The sequence below is a fragment of the Leptolyngbya sp. O-77 genome (assembly GCF_001548395.1).
Classification (GTDB): domain Bacteria; phylum Cyanobacteriota; class Cyanobacteriia; order Elainellales; family Elainellaceae; genus Thermoleptolyngbya.
The window spans coordinates 2,011,849-2,028,929 of record NZ_AP017367.1 but is presented as its reverse complement, the minus strand read 5'-3'; the positions used below and the strand labels follow the sequence as shown (position 1 = coordinate 2,028,929).

Genomic DNA, 17,081 nt, shown 5'->3' with positions numbered 1-17,081 from the left:
TGCCTGCATAACCCGTCGGTGGGGGGAACTTTGCCCGACCCCCAGCGGGCGGCTCCAGTCATTGGGTCGGGGGTTGGTTTCCCAGATTAAAAGTCGGATTGCCCTGAATTTGAAATACGGGCTGGTTTGGGTCGTTTACCTGAAGCCCTTGTCCTCCAAATACCTGCTGAACGTTTCGCCCTTGAACCTTATCGATGTTAATAATCTGGTGAATTTCCTGCGCCAGTTTCCGCAGTTCCTCCGCAAAGTCTGGATGCTGCTGCATCATCCGCTCTAGCCAGCCCTCTAGCTTCTGGCGCTCGTCGGGTGAGGTTTCTGCGGCGGCCATGGCCTGTTCTAGCTGCCGTTGCTTTTCGGGATTGAGTCGCCGCAAAATCGCCTGCCGCAGCGCTTGCCCCTTTTGCCTCGCCTGGTTTATGGCTTCTTCGGTGAGGAGTTCGCCTACCTTTTCCAGGCTGGCATCGAGCAGTTTGGGCAGGGCATAGGCCAAAATTGTTCCAGCCGTGATAGAAAGCGGGTCAACCATAGCGCTGTGGGGAAAAGAGAAGCAGATTTTCCTCCGTTATATCCGTTATATCCGATATATCTCCGATCTGATCCGGGGCCGGATTATCCCTCGTCTTGCCGTGGCGCATCTTTGAACAGGCGCAGATCATCGGCCTGAGACACCAGCCATTGAAAATAGTCGGTTTGCTCGATTTGCGCGACTTCTGTTTGGCGCTTGGTTTGATCGACTTCAATCCGCAGTTTGCGAATTTCTTGTTTCAGGGCTTCTTCCTGCTGCTTGCGCTGGGTAATGTCGATGCAGCTCCCTTCGTAGTAGAGCAATTCACCCGATTCGCTGCGGATTGCCCGCGCCCAGACCGATGCCCAAAAGCGACTGCCGTCCTGGCGACGGGCTTCGTATTCAAAGTCTTTGATTTCATCCTGGGACTCAAGGCGCTGCCACAAGTCTCGCTGCTGTGCCGGGTCAACATAAAGCTGAGCCGTTTTGCCCTGAACCGCCTCCAGCATTTCGCTCGGAGAGGCATAGCCAAATAAGCCCGCCATCGCCCGGTTGACTTCCAGATAGTCGCCATAGGGAGATGTCCGAAAAATGCCCTCCACTGCGTTTTCAAAAATGCCGCGATATTTTGCCTCAGCAATTCGCAGCGCGTCTTCGGCCTGTTTGCGATCGCTGATATCTTGAATTGCCGTTAGCAGGGTTTGCTGCCCGTTAAACCCAAACGGCCGTATTGACATTAGCCCCCAAAACACGCTGCCATCGGCCCGCCGAAACAGCAGTTCCCCCTGGTAGGTCTGGTTTTGGGCGATCGCCTCCAGCACCGACACTCGCTCCGTCGGCTGAGCATAGAAATCCACTGTAGACTGGGCCAACAGCGCCTCAGGCAACAGCCCCAGCAAATCGCCCAGTCGCTCATTCGCATACAGAATTTGTCCCTTTTCCACCTCAGCAATCAGCAGCCCCACAGGCGTTGCCGCCGTAATCGACTGAAACTGCTCCTCCCGCTGCCGTCGCTCTTCCTCGACCTGCTGCTGCAAGTCGGTTTCCACCAGCATCGAATGCTCCGTTGCAGTTTCCAGCAAGATTTCCAGATCCGTCTTTTCCTGCTCCACTTCCGACAATATCTGGTCAGAATGGCCCGTCACCGTGTTCAGCAAAACCTCCAGGTCAGCCTTTTCCTGCTGCGTTTGCAAAAGCTGCTGACGCAACTGTGCGACTTGCTGTTGCAGGGCCGCCACCTCCAACGGCAGCGGGTCGGAAGCCTGCTCAGAAAGCGGTGCGGACTGGCCCATAATGTTCTACCGAAAGCGTGAATCGAACAGCGTAAGCCGGAACCTGTAGAGCGAATCCCTTAATCAAACTGGAGCTTGAGCGTAGGCAGCAATCGCTGCAAGTTCGGCAATGATTTAGTTTGCCAGGGGATTTCGTTTGATCCCTGAATCACAAGCTGAATCTGGCTATTTTGTCGCACTTTGATCACAAATTTAGACAATGTGTTGATCCCGGAGCTATTGAGAAACGCCAGCTTCCGCAAATCAAGCTCCAAATTTTGAGGTTCCTGCTTGACCACTTCATCCAATAGTTGAGCGATCGGCGCGTATTCGTCTGGCCCGCCCAGACGCAGCGCCCCCTGGCAGGTCAATGTCTGCGTCTCTGCGTTATACCAGATTTGATAGTCGTCGTCCCGGAGTTCCATAGCGCTCAACTTAATCTTTGCTGATTCTAATGCATCTATTGTCTGTCGTAGCTTGTCCACCCTGCTGCCTAAACGGGCATTTTGACCATCGTGGTGACGGCGGTGAGGGTTGGCTCTGCGGGCAGGGTTTCAAACTTCCATCCCAGGCGGGCGGCGTAGTTGGTCAGCATAATCAATAGCCCTAGCCCCGAACCGGAGTTGCTTTCATCCAGTGCGTTGGCTTCTAGCCGCTGGATGTAAAGCTCGTCGGGATCGCTGGAAACAATTTCCTGAATCAGCTTTTGAAATTGGGTGATGCCGTCGGGTTTGATGCTGTTTGTGACAAAAAAACCAGCGCGTCGCTGTGCAAATGGAGCTGAATCTGAATTGGAAAAGCGGAGGTTTCGTCACTAAACTTCATTGCGTTTTCCAGCAGTTCATTTGCAATAAAGCTTACGGCATCGCGAACCTTATCTTGCTGAGAGGGAGATGATAAATCATCTTCGCCGGGAAAGAAGGTCGTCATGTAGTCGGCCACGAAATCGGCCGAGAGTCCGTTTACGCGCCAGCGCTGGCGGATGGGCGCAGAACTGGGGGAAAAGGCCAGCGACAGGAACTCCTGGCTGGGGGGATAGTCGTCTTGAAAATCACCAAAGATTTGCAGCATTAAACCAATGATTAACTGATGACTAACCGATCACCTGGGCAACGACGCGACGGAGTTCCTGGCTAAAGGGATGATCAGGATAGCGCAGGAAAAAGATGCCGTTGCTGGCCAGGTAAATCATTTCTTCGGACAGGGTGAACACGCCTGCAACGGGCACTTTGTAGGTTTGGGTGACCTGTTCTCTGAGGGCGTTTTGATCCATGCTGCTGAGGACTTTGTTGACGATGAGCAGCATTTGGCGGGCATCGAGCTGGCGGGCCACGTCTACTGTGACGGCAGTGCCCTGAAAGTCTTGCTGGTCGGGCCGCAGGATGAGCAGCACCAGGTTGGAAACGGCGATCGACAGGAGGGTTTCTTTGTTCAGTCCGGGGTGGGTGTCGATTAGCAGATAGTCGAGGTCGAGATGGCGCACGAGCTGGCGCAGGCCGTCGTTGAGCAGGCGGAAGTCATAGCCCTGGTTGAGGATGCGGGCGATTTCGTCGGCGTTGACGCTGGAGGGGACGAGAAACACCTGGCCGCCGCTGGGATTAGAGAAGGGGGGCGTGACGTTGTAGGCAGCATCGGCAATCGTGCAGCGGCCCCAGAGGTAGTCGTTGAGGGTTTTGTCGATTTTTTGATCGTCTAGCCCAAAGATGACGTGGATGCCGGGTGAGGGAATGTCGGTGTCGATGACGGCGACGCGGTTGCCCTGGAGGGCGATCGCCGTGGCCAGGTTTGCGGTGAGGTTGGACTTGCCTGTGCCACCCCGGTAGGAATGAATCGAAACAATTTTGGCCACAGAAACCTCGACTGGATGACAAAGACCGGATTCACACCGGATTGATGCCCGATTCGCACCTGCTGCATCTCCGATTTGCGGCTACGGCGGGTTGTGATCACCGTAGCGTGTACGGGTTATGTAGCATTTCATCTGAAACTGGGGTGCTATTTGGGCCACTATTCTCTCATTTTTTCGCGTGAGGACAATTTAGCTTTTCTCGTGAACTTTTCTATCAAAGCGGATTTCTAATCGAGGCGGATTTCTGCGGATTTTGATCGAAGCGGATTTTGATCGAAGCGGATAGGGGTTGGAGAGGATGACGGGCGGTGTCAATCTAGAAGCTATTCCAGCCTTATTTCAGCCTTACATGCAGCTCCATTCACAGCCCTACTCGGCCAATCGCCGTTTGAACTGTTCGGCTTCTTGCTGAATCTGGCGAAAATAGTCAGTTTGGGTGATTTCAGCGACCTGGCGCTGGCGTTTGGCCTCGTCGATTTCGATCTGAAGCTGCTGCACCCGCTGCTGGAGGGCCTGTTCCTGCTGTTTGCGCTGGGTGATGTCGATGCACATGCCCTCGTAATAGAGGACTCTGCCCGCGCCATCGCACACGCTCCGCGCCGACTCCAGTAGCCACATCACGGTGCCATCGCGGCGATACACCTGGTATTCAAAGTTTTTGACTTCGCCGTGCTGGGTGAGCAGGGATCGAAAGCGATCGCGCTCCTGGGGGTTCACATATACCTGCTGTGTAATATCGCCGACGCTGGCCATGAGCTCGGCGGGGCTATCGTAGCCATACATCCGGGCGATCGCCGGATTGGCGTTGAGGTAGCGACCGTCGGGCGTGGTCTGGTAAATGCCCTCGGCGGCGTTTTCAAAAATGCTGCGATAGTTGGCTTCGGCGATTCGCAGCGCGTCTTCGGCCCGCTTGCGCTCGGTGATGTCTTGAAAGGCAGCGATCGCGTACACAACCTGCCCCTTTTCGTTATAAATCGGGCTGGCCCACACCTCTAGCGGCACCGTGCGATCGCCCTGACACAGCACCATATCATCCACCGTGCTGCTCTCGCCCTTCAGCGCCCGCACGATGGGTAGCTCCTCCGCAGGATACAGCCGCTCTGCGCCGGCCTGATACACCTGGTAGGTTTCTGCCAGTTGATCGGTCGTCACCTGCGCCTGGGGCGTATCGCCCAAGATTTGCTGCGCCATGTGGTTGGCGTAATAGGAGCGGCCGCTCCCATCCACCACAAACACGCCCACGGGCACCGCCTCAAGAAACTGGGCCAGTCGATGTTCGCTTTCGCGCAGCGTTGCCTCTGCCTCACGTTGAAGCTCCGCCTCCACAGTGTCGGAGTGTTCGGTAGTCATCTCCAGCAAGATTTCCAGGTCAGATTTTTCTTGGCGGAGGGTTTCCAGTTCGGCGCGGAGCTGAGCAATTTCCAGTCGCAGCGCCTGCTCGACAGAGAGATCTGAAGCTGGGGCAGAACAAGGCTCCTGCATAATTTCAAGTCCGAATTTCAAGTCCGAAGAAAACTGTGGAGCATGTCCCTAAACCATACCGCTTGTCTTCACAAATCTCCAGGCATTTTGCAAGCTTTTGGGAAAAGTTGACGCGAGAGCGGCGCTATTGCAACAGCTCTTGAATTTCTGCTTTGGCGTGGATGACTTGTTCGCTGAGCAGGTGCATCACCCAGTCCATTTAGCAGGGCGGTTGCCGTGCCCAAAAACAGATAGCCCTGGAGCGAAAAAATTTGAATCTGCTGCCCTTCTTGGCGCAAAAACTGCTGCTGCTGGAGCGATCGCGCCGCATGGCTCTGATAGGCCGCGCCCGACCGCACATACTTCACCACGCGCTGGCGGCTGTAGCTGAGGATGAACAGCAGCGACGCAATCAGCAGCCCCACGCCCACGCCCGTCAAGAAATCCTTCAGCGCCACAATGATCAAAATCAGCCAGATCAGCCCATAATCCAGCCGGGGCAGCCTGGCCCACGAAGCCACCACCCACTGATACAAAAGCTGAAGCCCAATAAACAGCAGCGCCCCGCCGATCATAAAACGCGGGAAATAAGACAGCATCGACAGCCCAAACAGCAACACCGCCAGATACAATAGCGACGCAAAAATGCCCACCGCCCGGCTACGAACGCCCATATTGCTGACCAGCAGCGTCGTCACGGCGTGGCTGCCCACCATGCCACCGCCCAGCCCCGACAGCAGGCTGGCAATGCCCACAGACTTGAGTTCGCGGTTCAAGTCCAGGTCTTGCTCGGTGGCAAGTTCAATCCCCGTAGATACCAGCAGCAGCGACAGCGCCGTAATCAGCACCAGCGTCGCCATGCTGGGCAGTTGGGACAGAACCACCGGCCAGTTTGCCTAGGCCCACTGGAGCGGGATAAAGGGTCGCCAGCCGCCACCGCCAGGAAAGGGCCCCAGCATCCAACCTTGATCGAGCGCCGTTTGGATTGATGTGCCCGTAGCCGCCAGCCCGCCATAAAACAGCGCCATCGCCACCGCAAAACAGCCGGGGATCAGCAGCGGATGGCTAAAGCGGCGAGTCAGCCAGAAGAGGGCGATCGCAAACAGCAGGCCCGGCACCCAGCGCAGCAGCAACTCCGGCGAGAGAAACGATGGCAGCGTCGCCAGCGATAGCCCCTGGTTGGTCATGATTCGCAGCGATCCCTGCGACAGCAGCACCCCCAGCCCCGCCAGAAACCCGCCCACCACCGGATATGGCAAAAAGCGGATCAGTTCTCCCAAGCGACACTGCCCCATGACCAGCAGGCAAACGCCCGTCAGCAGGGAAGAGAGGGCGATCGCCGCCACCACCGAGATAAACTTCGCCTCCGGCGCGAGGTCAGCAGGCAGCGCCGCCATCACGCCCGCAGTCGTCACCGAGAGCGTCGCCAGTTCCTCGGCTACTGGATAAGCCAGCAGTTCAGGGCAACTGCTCCGCAGCGCCATCACCGCCCCCACCACCACCGAGCTAAACAAGCAAATGGCGATCCCCGCCGCCAAAAACGGCTCTAGCTCGTCCGAAAACACCAGCGCCGCCATCGGCACGATGCCCGTCAACACCGACACCAGCCCGCCCACCAGCCCCGCCACCAGGCTGGCCGACAGGTTCTTAGGCTGCAACTCATCTCGAAGCAGAAGACGACTATCCACCGAGCCTCCTACTCAAAAGACAGCATTTGGCGCACCAGGCGATCCATTTCTTGCGAGAGGGGATGGTTGGGATAGCGAACCGTAAACAGGTCGCTGCTGCCCAGTTGCATCATCTCCTCGCAGTTGGGTAAAACCGCGCCGATTTCGTTGCTATAAATCGACTCGACCTGTTTTTTCAGGTCTTCGACATCAACACTGGTCAGCACTCGATTGATCAGCATCAAAATCTTGGGGACGCGCAGCTTTCTCGCCAAATCCAGCACCACTGCCGTTCCCTGAAAATCTTGCTGGTCGGGCCGCAGCACCAGCAGCAGCAGGTTTGACATGGCCAGCGCCAGCAGCGTCTCTTCGTTCAAGCCGGGGTGCGTGTCGATCAGCACGTAGTCCAGGTTGTAGGCTTTCACCAGGTCTTGCAGCCCGCTCCTCAGCAAGCGCACGTCATAACCTTCGCGCAGCACGCGGGCGATGTCTTCGGCGGAGCTTTTGGACGGCACCAGATAGACTGATCCTTCTCCGGTTTTGAAGTCTGGAACCGTGACATCGTAGGCGCTTTCGGCAATGGTGCAATCGCCCCAGAGATAGTCGTTGAGGGTGTTTTTCATGCGGCTGGGTTCCAGCCCAAACAAGACGTGAATCCCCGGCGACTGGATATCGGTGTCAATCACGCCGACGCGCTGCCCGTGTTTGGACAGCAGGGCCGACAGGTTGGCTGCGGTGTTCGATTTGCCCGTGCCGCCTCGAAAAGAGTGAATAGAAACAATCCGTGCCATTTAGCTCTGCTCGTCTGATATGAAGGGGTGCGATTGTAAAGGAGTGCGATGGGGGGGATGCCGCTGATGGATACTGCTAATCGACGCTGCTGTGATATCCTGCTTAGATGATTTTTCTCTAATTTTTCTCTGAAGAAGGCGATCGCCTCTCTCAAACCATATCCTAATCATGATTGTGCAGAGTTTGCTCTGTTGAAAATCTTCAGATTAGCTCCAACAACCCGGCGCTATGGAGTGCGCGGCAAGGGGCGATCGCCTCTTTCGATGGATCGCCCAGGCGCTCCGCTGCACCCCCAAGCAGGTGCAAAAGCGCTGGGTGTAGGCGCTAGAGGCCGCATGGCAGTTTCGGAATCAGTAAGACGAGCGGCAGTCCCAGTTTGCTGGAACCGCTTGTGCCGATTCCAAAACCCAAAACCCAAAACCCAAAACCCAAAGCCCAACCTCCCTGGCTGAGCAAATTTTTTGAAAACTAGGGGCTGTCATCAATTGTCTGCTCAACATCAGGTTTCCTGGGAGGTTCAGCCCCTAGCCTGGTTTGTTTGGGCGGGCGCGATATTGCTGACCCCTTAAGGTTTCTGAGCTTAATTGATGACGCGCCCTAAGATTTCTCTAGACGGGATGCAGTAAGGTGATGAGTAGCGTCCAGCAGGCAGGCTATGAGCGAATTAATCTTGTTTTGGCATCGCCGCGATTTGCGAATTGCGGACAATGTAGGGCTGGCGGAAGGGCGATCGCGCTCGGCTAAGGTCGTCGGCGTGTTTTGCCTCGATCCAGGCATTTTGCAGCGCGACGATGTGGCTCCGGTGCGCGTGGCGTATCTGCTGGGATGCCTGCAAGACTTGCAAACGCGATATGCCAAGGCAGGCAGCCAACTGCTGGTTTTGCACGACGACCCGACAAAGGCGCTGCCTCGCCTGGCCCAAGCCTTGAAGGCCCAGGCAGTTTACTGGAACCGCGATGTGGAACCCTACGGACGAGAGCGCGATCGCCAAGTTGCCGCCGCCCTCAAGGAAGCAGGCGTAGAATATCAGGCGTTTTGGGATCAACTGCTGCACGATCCCAAATCAATCCTCAGCGGCTCCGGCACGCCCTACACGGTCTACACGCCCTTCTGGAAAAACTGGAGCAGCAAGTCCAAAGCCAAACCTGTAGCAGATTTGAAAAATGTCGAAGGGCTGACGGATTCTGAAAAAGATGCGGCAACCAAAGCGGGGGCGATCGCCCTGCCCAAGCTCAAGGATTTGGGTCTGGTGTGGGATGGAGGCTTTGTTCTAGAACCGGGCGAAGCAGCGGCCCAAGCGCGGCTCACAGAATTCTGCGATCGCGCCATGACCGACTATCAGGAGCAGCGCAATTTCCCCTTTGTAGACGGCACTTCAAAACTGAGCGCAGCGCTCAAGTTTGGGGCGATCGGCATCCGCACGGTCTGGGCCGCTACGCAAACCGCCCAGGAACAGACCCGCAGCGACGAAGCCCAAGAGGGTATCCGCGTCTGGCGGCAAGAGCTGGCCTGGCGCGAGTTCTATCAACACGTTCTGTATCACTTCCCCGAACTGGCCGACGGCCCCTACCGCGAACCGTTCAAAGCCTTTCCCTGGGAAAACAACGAGCAACACTTCCAGGCGTGGTGTGAGGGGCGCACGGGCTATCCGATTGTGGATGCAGCCATGCGCCAGCTCAACGAAACGGGCTGGATGCACAACCGCTGCCGCATGATCGTCGCCAGCTTTTTGACGAAAGATTTGATCATCGACTGGCGCTGGGGCGAAAAGTATTTCATGCAGCGGCTAATTGATGGCGACCTGGCAGCGAACAACGGCGGCTGGCAGTGGAGCGCCTCCAGCGGCATGGACCCGAAGCCGCTGCGGATCTTCAACCCCGCCAGTCAGGCGCAAAAGTTTGACCCGGAGGCGGAATACATCCGCGAATGGCTGCCGGAATTGCGCGGGCTGGAAACTGCACAACTGGTGACCGGGAATATTGATGCGGGCGATCGCCGTTCTTGCAACTATCCTGCACCGATTGTTGATCACAAAAAGCGACAAGCCCTGTTTAAGCAGCGGTACGCTAATGCGAAAGGAAACAAGAAAGTATAAAGGACGGTTCAAATACCTCATGCTACACAGCGCGATCGCCTCCTAGAAGCCACAGCAAGGGCAGCAAACGGATCTTCCGAACCTGCTATGGCATCTCGCAAACAGCACGAGCGGCGCACCTATCGAATCGGGTTCAAAATACACGCGTACTGCTATGTTGCCGGCTCGTTTTGTCAGTCAACCCGATCCATGAGTGCGATCGCCCCGCGCTAGAAAAAATTGCAGGCTTTGCAGACGTTTTGAAGGACGGCTTGCACTAGACAACATAAGCCCTAGCACCAGCTCTCTTTAATTGGTAGTCTCAATTTTGGAGTGATTATCCCAAACACCCAACTCCTGACCCTCGCTCAATGCCCTACGCCATCGACTTTGGCACCAGCAACACCGTCATCGCCCGCTGGAATGCCGCCACGCAGCAACCCGAAACCGTTGTTCTAGACCGCCTTTCTCTGCAATTAGGGGGCAATCCGCCGCTGGTGCCCAGCCTGCTGTATGTCGAAGATGCGGCGGCGGGCAAGACGCTCGCAGGACAAACGGTGCGCGATCGCGGCTTGGATCTGTCTCGCGACCCGCGCTTTTTTCGCAACTTCAAGCGGGGCGTAGGGGCAGAGATTCAGGGCTTTTTGCCGGATCTGGACGGGCGCAGCGTCAGCTTTGAGCAAGTGGGCGAGTGGTTTTTGGCGCAGGTGATTGGGCAGCTTCAGCACACTGACCCTGACCTAGAGACGCTGGTCTTCACCGTGCCTGTGGATAGCTTTGAGGCCTATCGGCTGTGGCTGGCGCGGGCGTGTGAGTCGCTGAACGTGCAGCAGGTGCGGATGCTAGACGAGCCGACGGCGGCGGCACTGGGCTATGGGCTGGCGGGTGGCAGCACGCTGCTGGTGGTAGATTTTGGCGGCGGCACGCTGGATCTGTCGCTGGTGCGGCTGGAGAAGTCGCCGAGTGGTGCGAAACCTCTGGGCGTGCTGCTGAAGTGGGGACAAAAGACGCTGGCAGAATCGGGGCAAAAGTCCAAAACGGCTCGCGTGTTGGCCAAGCAGGGCAAAACCTGGGCGGGTGCAGATATTGACAACTGGCTGGCGGATCACTTTGCGACCGAGCAGGGGCTGCCCGTTCTTCGCTGACGCTGCGGCTGGCAGAACGGCTAAAGATTCAGCTTTCGGAAACAACCAGAGGCGACGGAGGGCCTATTTCAACGACGAAACGCTGGAGAGCGTGGGAGCTACACCTGAGCCGCGATCGCCTCCAGGAGATCTTGCAAGCAAACGGCTTTTTTGACCGACTGGACGACGCGATGAGTCAGGTGCTTCAGCAGGCGCGGCGCGAGGGACTGGAAAGCGGCGACATCGACGCGGTGCTGCTGGTGGGCGGCACGGCCCAGATTCCCGCCGTGCAGGCCTGGGTGCAGCAATATTTCCCCGCCGACAAAATCCGCTCGGAGAAGCCCTTCGAGGCGATCGCCCACGGTGCGCTGCAAATTGCCCAGGGCGTGGAGGTGAAGGATTACCTTTACCACAGCTACGGCGTGCGCTATTGGGATCGGCGCAACCGTCGCCACGGCTGGCATCCCATTATCCGCGAAGGACAGCCCCTACCCCAATGGAAAAAGCCCGTCGAGCTAACCCCTCGGCGCGTCGATGGGACAACCAGCCCAGCATCGAGCTAATCATTGGCGAACTGGGCGCAGACACCACCACGACGGAAGTCTTCTTTGAGGGCGATCGCCTTGTCACCCCGCGTCACGGGGGGGCACGGCCCAGGTGAAGCCGCTGAACGACACCCGACCGCGCCCGCACCATTGCCCGCCTCGACCCACCTGGCTCTCCAGGGAGCGATCGCATCAAGGTGCAGTTCTGGGTGGATGGCGATCGCTTCCTTCGCATCACCGTCGATGACCTGCTCACCAACCGCACCCTCACCGAAAATCAAGCCGTCGTGCAGTTAAGCTAGAAAACTTTCGATATCTATTTCAATATCTATCGACATCTGACAGAGGGATAGTAACTGCTACCTTAGCAAAAAAGAGTTTTGGGCGCTCTGGCTAACGCTGTTTCTGATTGCCTACAACATCAGCGTCATTTCGCCCGTCATGCCCCTCCTAGTGCGGGAGTTGAACACCAGCATCGGCTATATCCAGAGTGCGCTGGTGCTGTTTTCACTGGTCACTGCGTCCTTTGCGCCGACGAGCGAAAACCTGTGTCGGTTCTATGGGCGAGAGCGAATCTTTCTGGGCGGACTGTTGCTCTATGGTCTCGGCATTGTGGCCATGGCCCTCAGCCCCACGATTGGGTTCTGGGTGGTCAGCTTTTCGCTGCTGACGGGGCTGGCGGCGACCCCCTTGGTCAGCGCTCCCTGGAGCATTATGGACTTTGCCTACGACGACAAACAGGAGGAGCAGACCACCGTTTCCTTCATCCTGGCCTCGGTAATCGGCGGTCTGTCGGGGAGTTTGCTGGGCGGTTTCATCGCGTCTCATTTTGGCTGGCGCTGGTCGTTTACCCCGTCGCTTATTGTCTTTGTGCTGGTGCTGGTGATGGGCAGAACCCTGCCCTCTACCTCGGGTTCCCCGCAAGGTGCCGATCGATTGGGGTGGGGCGGGTTGGTGTCCTTTTTGGGCTTTGGCAGCATTTTGTTGGGCGTAGGGCTGGCGGGGGAATATGGCTGGTGGAAGCCCAAGCAGGTCTTTTCGATTGCGGGGCTGGTAATTCCGCCCTTTGCGGTGTCAATTGTGCCGACGCTGATTTCGGTGGGGGGTGATTTGCCTTGGCTTTTTTGCCGTCTGGCAGCGACAGCAGCAGCAACAGCCCGCTGGCATTCCGCTGATGCGCGTGGGGCTGCTGCGAAACGTCGTGTTTGTGAACGGTCTGCTGACGGCGATGCTGCATACGCTGGTCACGTCTGGCATTCAGTTCAACTTATATCAATCGCTGCCGATCATTCTGCCGCTCAACCCATTTCAGACGGCGATCGCCGTTTTGCCCTACACCCTGACGATGGTGGTGGTCGTGGTGCTGCTGCTCAAGCGGTTGAAAATCGATCAGCAACTGTTCCCCAAATACCTGGTGCATATTGGGCTATCGCTGCTGATTGTGGGATTGCTGGCGATGTATTGGGCGATCGCCCCCGACATGACGACCCTCAGCATCCTGCCCGCGCTGATGCTCATGGGCGTGGGGTCGGGACTGTTTTCGGTCTATATTGGCAGGCTCACCTACGCCACCACCTCAAAGCGGGAAAAACCCGAAGGAACCGGGATCTACAACCCGTGCCAGCAGTTGGGCAGTTCCCTGGGGCGCGGCATTTTGGGCACGATTTTGATTACCTCGGCCTCTATTGACGTGTATTGACGTGGTGGATCAGGTCGCGCAACTCATGGGGCTGAGCCTTTCGAGCGAGCAGCGACTAAACGCCATTACCGCTTTGCAGCGGATGGTGCAGACCTTTTCTAAGCAAGAGCGCCGCGAGGCACTGGCTAGAGTGCTGCCCGAACCCGTGATGGCGCAGCTTCCCGATGTGGCCCGCCTGGCCGCCGTCGAAGGCATGAAGATTGCGCTACTCGTCGCCATTGCCGTCAGCATGGTCTGCCTGCTGCTCTCCACCCAACTCCCCAAGCGGGGCCGCCGCCGTTCTTGATTTTCGGGCCCTCAGGCAACGTAGGTGAACTGGCTGCTCGTGAGGTTGAGCCGTGCCCCCTGCACAATGGCAATGAGTTCGTCGGGGCCGCTGCTTTGCCGGAGGAAAATTTGCGTGCTGATGCCCAGGTTTTGTAGGCGATAGTCGGCGGCTTTGCCCTTGAGCTGGAGGCGATCGCCCGTGCCAAATCCCGTAATCAGCGCGTAATTGTTTAGCCCCGCCTGGTTGGGGTTGCCGTCGTCATAAAACACGCCCCTGGCGTTGCCCAGCACATACAAGTCCGGGCCATTGCCGCCATTGAGAACATCCACCTCGCCCCGCCCGGGCCGCTGCGAGTCTGGGGTCACGCCAATCAGCGTGTCGGCTCCGTTGCCGCCAATCAGCGTATCCCTGCCTGCGCCGCCAACCAGCTGATCGGCTCCGTTGCCGCCATTCAACGAGTCGTTGCCATTGTTGCCCAGCAAGGTGTCGTTGCCCGCGCCGCCGAAAATTGTGTCGTTGCCTGCGCCGCCTTGCAGCAGGTCGTTGCCGCCGTTGCCAAAGATCTGGTCATTGCCGCCTGCGCCGTTGGCCGTGTTGTCGGCATCGTCGCCCACCAAAAAATTATCTTGCTCTGGAGCCAGCGCCGCCCGTGCGCCCAGCACCAGCCCTAAAAAGGAGAAGTTGGGCGAGGTGCGGAGGGCTTCCACGCTGGCACGAGATACCAGTTGAGCCGCCAGCCCCGGATTGACAAAATTGAGCGCTGCCAGAAACTCGTTGAAATCGGAATCGCCAATGAAGCCAAACGCGGGGCTGCTGAGTTCGGCGACGGAGAGGTCTGTCGTGGTGTAACCTGCGGGTGGCGTGCTAAGCAGACGGCGGATTTGGCCATGCTTGTCGAGCAGGGTGATGGCGTTAATCGCAGGGTCGGTGTAGGCCTGCAAGACGACTTTGCCGTTGATAAACGCCTGCCCGCCCAGCGACACAAAATCGCCTTTGACCACGTAATGGGTGACGGTCTTGTCTGCGCCGCCTGCGGCGAGGAACTGAGCGGCGATCGCCCCGCTGGTTCCCGGCGAGTTGAACGTGACGATTTCCCCGACCAAATCCGTTAGCTCAGCGGCCGCGATTTGGGCAATGCCGCCGCCCAAGCTGTGGCCGATAATATCGGGCCGCCCGCCCGTCGCCGCAAAGGTGGCTAGCAGCCAGTCTTCCAAATCGGCTTGATTGGCTTGAAACTGGGCAAATCCAACGCCGTTCGGATCTCGGTTGGCCAAATCGTCCAACAGTTCGTTCGTCTGCCGAAACACCAGCACGGGTGGCTTCCCGGGCGTGGTGGACTTCAACCCCAATGCCTGAAAGCCCGTCGTGGGGTCGTTGAAAATTTGGTCAATGGTATAGCCTGCCTGCGCTAGAAATAGATCAATCTGCGGCTGAAACTGAGGATTGTCATATACCGCGACGATTTCTTTAGCCAGAATTTCGTAAATCGGATGGAGAGGATTCATGGTGTCGTGTGGTTGTAAAAGAGCCAGGGGCTGAGTTTTGAGGCTGGGTTTTGGGGCTTGGTGATGGGGTGGGGCGATCGCCCGTCTGCCATCTGTGCTGCCATCCATAGCGCTGATTCTGGGCAGGTTTATTTTTTCTTTCACCCCCGCTATGACCGATGAGACACGCACCGGGTTCCACCTCGTTACAAAATAGCCTGTGAGAATTAATTCATCCGGTTATCTGGCAAACTGTCTGAAATGGCAGACTGAAATGGCAAATTGCTCGGAGACATCCAGATGTCTGACTTTCAAGTTCTGGCGTTCAGCCTGCGAAATCCCCAGTTTTCTGTCTCCTTCGCCCCCCAAGCTTCCTCCCATGAGTCTTGTTAATCTTCTAATCGTCTTTTTTCTAATCTCTTCCATTTCCCCTTTAATTCAGCGGTTTTCAACCGAGCGGCGGCGGCTGATGACGATCCAGGCGTTCGAGCGCAGTCGCGGCAGTCGGGTCATTTTGCTCATCCACCGCCAGGAATCCATTAGTTTTCTAGGCGTTCCCGTGTCTCGCTTCATCAGCATCGAAGACTCTGAACAAGTGCTGCGGGCGATCCGGCTGACCCCACCCAATGTGCCCATCGACCTGATCTTGCATACCCCAGGGGGACTGGTGCTGGCGACCGAGCAAATTGCCCGCGCCCTGGTGCGCCATCCGGCCAAGGTGACGGTGTTTGTGCCGCACTACGCCATGAGCGGCGGCACGATGCTGGCGATGGCTGCCGATGAAATCGTGATGGACGAAAACGCAGTGCTGGGCCCGGTCGATCCGCAGTTGGGCAGCACACCCGCCGCCAGCGTATTGAAAGTGCTAGAAGACAAACCCATCAGCGAAATTGACGACCAGACCATCGTGACCGCCGACATCGCCCGCAAAGCCATCCGCCAGGTGCAGAAATTTGTCCGCGCGCTGCTCGAAGACTGTGTGCCCAAGCGTAAAATCGAGCCTGAAAGAATTGACCGCATTATCGAGGCGCTGACGACGGGGCAGGTGACGCACGACTACCCGATTTCGGTAGAAGAAGCTCAGGAACTTGGGCTGCACGTCGTTGCTGGGCTACCCAAGATCATTTATAACCTGATGGATCTTTATCCGCAGCCGTCGATGGGCCGCCCCACTGTGCAATACATTCCGCTGCCCTACGAAAACCGCCCTATGCTGCCGGAGTCTATTAAGGAGTAGGGATTAAGACCGATACAGTTGGGTGACTTCTCGCAGTTTTAGCCCAGAAGGGATGATTGGAGTTGGAACGCTAGCTGTAAGCGCGTTAGTCCTGAGCGTAGGGATTGGTCGGGTCTTTCTGGAATTTCTGGAATTTTAAGGATGCGATAAAGAACCTGAGAACTGGCTCGGATTCAGTCCCCAAGCGGATTAAGCTGGATTTCAGGTCGGTTTTCCAACTGACCTCTCACTCTGGCAAACAATCGCTAAAATAGTGGGAAGAACAGCAAAGAGCGATACTTAGTGACTTCGCCCTCTTCACAAGTGCAGACGTTCAGGCTTTAATTTGCATTAACAAGACCTGGCCTTGGGCATTGGTAAAGTTTAATGGTCTACCCCAACTCAAAAATTTTCTGGACTGGGCAAGTTCTCCATCCTCCTTTGCGTCCAAAGATTCTAGGATTTTCGCGGCTGTTCTTTTTGCAAAACTGCATCGAGATGAACAGACAGCCCGTAATTAAAAGTTTTCAGATGGTAGGAATATCTGGCTGGGGTCTGGGCCTGAGTGAGTATTGGGGCTGTACCAGCCTAACCTGCTAGCTTGATGTAGGGGCTGTGACCTAGAGATGAGGTTGCGGCAGGGTTACGGTTCGATTGTTATCAGTTCAGGAGAAGCGATTCATGCTACACCGCAAGATCTATCAACTCTGTTGTGATGGTCGGGAAGTCTGGATTTTCTTGCGGGATCAGCAGCGATGGATTGAACGAGCGCGAATTCTCGACATCGAAGGCGATCTGGTGACGCTGCGCTACGAAACGGAAGAAGAAGACGAGATGTGTTCGTGGGAAGAAATGATTCGGCTGGAAAGCATTGGCTCGGTGATGCAAAAGCTGGCGACGGTGCCGCGAGGCGATTCGGAACCGCTGGTGTCGGAAGATTGCCCGGAGGCGGAGCAAATCCGAAACCATCATCCAGAGTCCAACCCTGAGTAAAGCTTTGGTTTTTTTGGGCGATCGCCCCCGAATTGCCCTCGAATCTCCCCAAATCACCCTGAATCCTGATAGGAGTTACGCAGTTGGACGATTTCTCGTGTGCTGCACCCACGAGAAATCGTCCAAAGCCCAA

Annotated in this window: 15 protein-coding genes and 3 pseudogenes; 8 read left to right on the top strand and 10 right to left on the bottom strand. The window is 56.8% G+C overall.

Going from position 1 to position 17,081, the window contains the following annotated elements; translation table 11 throughout:
* Positions 1–58: 58 nt before the first annotated feature.
* The 8 genes and pseudogenes from O77CONTIG1_RS08660 to O77CONTIG1_RS08620 all read right to left on the bottom strand — a co-directional run bounded on the left by O77CONTIG1_RS08660 (position 59) and on the right by O77CONTIG1_RS08620 (position 7,544).
* Entirely contained in the window at positions 59–526 is a 468-nt protein-coding gene (locus tag O77CONTIG1_RS08660) for a hypothetical protein (protein WP_068509802.1), read from the bottom strand.
* Between the two features lie 83 nt (positions 527–609).
* Positions 610–1,797, bottom strand: coding sequence for a PAS domain-containing protein (locus O77CONTIG1_RS08655; protein ID WP_068509800.1), 1,188 nt, complete (start codon positions 1,795–1,797; stop codon positions 610–612).
* Between the two features lie 59 nt (positions 1,798–1,856).
* Complete coding sequence (locus O77CONTIG1_RS08650) at positions 1,857–2,201, bottom strand: slr1659 superfamily regulator (protein ID WP_068509799.1); 345 nt, start codon at positions 2,199–2,201, stop codon at positions 1,857–1,859.
* A gap of 68 nt (positions 2,202–2,269) precedes the next feature.
* Positions 2,270–2,847 (bottom strand): annotated as a pseudogene (locus O77CONTIG1_RS28335) (slr1658 superfamily regulator).
* Positions 2,848–2,869: 22 nt separating this feature from the next.
* A complete protein-coding gene (locus tag O77CONTIG1_RS08640) occupies positions 2,870–3,625 on the bottom strand; it encodes a MinD/ParA family protein (protein ID WP_068509797.1) in 756 nt (251 codons plus the stop codon).
* A gap of 369 nt (positions 3,626–3,994) precedes the next feature.
* Positions 3,995–5,107 (bottom strand): PAS domain-containing protein, encoded by a 1,113-nt coding sequence (locus O77CONTIG1_RS23415; RefSeq protein ID WP_084782386.1) that lies wholly within the window; start codon positions 5,105–5,107, stop codon positions 3,995–3,997.
* A gap of 68 nt (positions 5,108–5,175) precedes the next feature.
* Positions 5,176–6,663 (bottom strand): annotated as a pseudogene (locus O77CONTIG1_RS26055) (SulP family inorganic anion transporter).
* A gap of 119 nt (positions 6,664–6,782) precedes the next feature.
* Positions 6,783–7,544 carry a MinD/ParA family protein gene (locus O77CONTIG1_RS08620; protein ID WP_068509791.1) on the bottom strand — a complete coding sequence of 254 codons (762 nt, stop codon included), beginning with the start codon at positions 7,542–7,544 and terminating at the stop codon, positions 6,783–6,785.
* A 656-nt stretch (positions 7,545–8,200) separates the two neighbouring features.
* Here O77CONTIG1_RS08620 and O77CONTIG1_RS08615 point away from each other — a divergent pair.
* The 3 genes from O77CONTIG1_RS08615 to O77CONTIG1_RS27835 all read left to right on the top strand — a co-directional run bounded on the left by O77CONTIG1_RS08615 (position 8,201) and on the right by O77CONTIG1_RS27835 (position 11,306).
* The gene (locus O77CONTIG1_RS08615; RefSeq protein WP_068509788.1) at positions 8,201–9,640 is read left to right on the top strand and encodes an FAD-binding domain-containing protein; all 1,440 of its coding nucleotides are present in this window, start codon (positions 8,201–8,203) and stop codon (positions 9,638–9,640) included.
* A 350-nt stretch (positions 9,641–9,990) separates the two neighbouring features.
* Positions 9,991–10,764, top strand: coding sequence for an Hsp70 family protein (locus O77CONTIG1_RS27840; RefSeq protein WP_317134231.1), 774 nt, complete (start codon positions 9,991–9,993; stop codon positions 10,762–10,764).
* Positions 10,713–11,306 (top strand): Hsp70 family protein, encoded by a 594-nt coding sequence (locus O77CONTIG1_RS27835; protein WP_317134260.1) that lies wholly within the window; start codon positions 10,713–10,715, stop codon positions 11,304–11,306. The genes O77CONTIG1_RS27840 and O77CONTIG1_RS27835 overlap by 52 nt, the downstream gene beginning before the upstream one ends.
* On the opposite strand, the gene O77CONTIG1_RS27830 is transcribed toward O77CONTIG1_RS27835, so the two are convergent.
* Positions 11,303–11,569 carry a hypothetical protein gene (locus tag O77CONTIG1_RS27830; protein WP_317134230.1) on the bottom strand — a complete coding sequence of 89 codons (267 nt, stop codon included), beginning with the start codon at positions 11,567–11,569 and terminating at the stop codon, positions 11,303–11,305. The genes O77CONTIG1_RS27835 and O77CONTIG1_RS27830 overlap by 4 nt on opposite strands.
* 160 nt (positions 11,570–11,729) lie before the next feature.
* On the opposite strand from O77CONTIG1_RS27830, the pseudogene O77CONTIG1_RS26050 reads away from it, so the two are divergent.
* The 3 genes and pseudogenes from O77CONTIG1_RS26050 to O77CONTIG1_RS25430 all read left to right on the top strand — a co-directional run.
* Positions 11,730–12,329, top strand: a pseudogene (locus O77CONTIG1_RS26050) (MFS transporter); the annotation flags it as partial.
* Positions 12,330–12,393: 64 nt separating this feature from the next.
* Entirely contained in the window at positions 12,394–12,987 is a 594-nt protein-coding gene (locus O77CONTIG1_RS26045) for an MFS transporter (RefSeq protein WP_225894723.1), read from the top strand.
* Positions 12,974–13,273, top strand: a complete 300-nt coding sequence (locus tag O77CONTIG1_RS25430) for a hypothetical protein (RefSeq protein ID WP_197673353.1) — start codon at positions 12,974–12,976, stop codon at positions 13,271–13,273. The genes O77CONTIG1_RS26045 and O77CONTIG1_RS25430 overlap by 14 nt, the downstream gene beginning before the upstream one ends.
* 11 nt (positions 13,274–13,284) lie before the next feature.
* Here the strand turns inward: O77CONTIG1_RS25430 and O77CONTIG1_RS08600 are convergent, their stop codons facing one another.
* A complete protein-coding gene (locus O77CONTIG1_RS08600) occupies positions 13,285–14,760 on the bottom strand; it encodes a hypothetical protein (RefSeq protein ID WP_068509786.1) in 1,476 nt (491 codons plus the stop codon).
* Positions 14,761–15,118: 358 nt separating this feature from the next.
* Here O77CONTIG1_RS08600 and O77CONTIG1_RS08595 point away from each other — a divergent pair, with 358 nt between their 5' ends.
* Together O77CONTIG1_RS08595 and O77CONTIG1_RS08590 are read left to right on the top strand one after the other, a co-directional pair.
* Entirely contained in the window at positions 15,119–15,976 is an 858-nt protein-coding gene (locus O77CONTIG1_RS08595) for an SDH family Clp fold serine proteinase (protein ID WP_068509784.1), read from the top strand.
* A 660-nt stretch (positions 15,977–16,636) separates the two neighbouring features.
* Positions 16,637–16,948 carry a DUF6679 family protein gene (locus O77CONTIG1_RS08590; protein WP_068509782.1) on the top strand — a complete coding sequence of 104 codons (312 nt, stop codon included), beginning with the start codon at positions 16,637–16,639 and terminating at the stop codon, positions 16,946–16,948.
* Positions 16,949–17,081 lie beyond the last annotated feature (133 nt).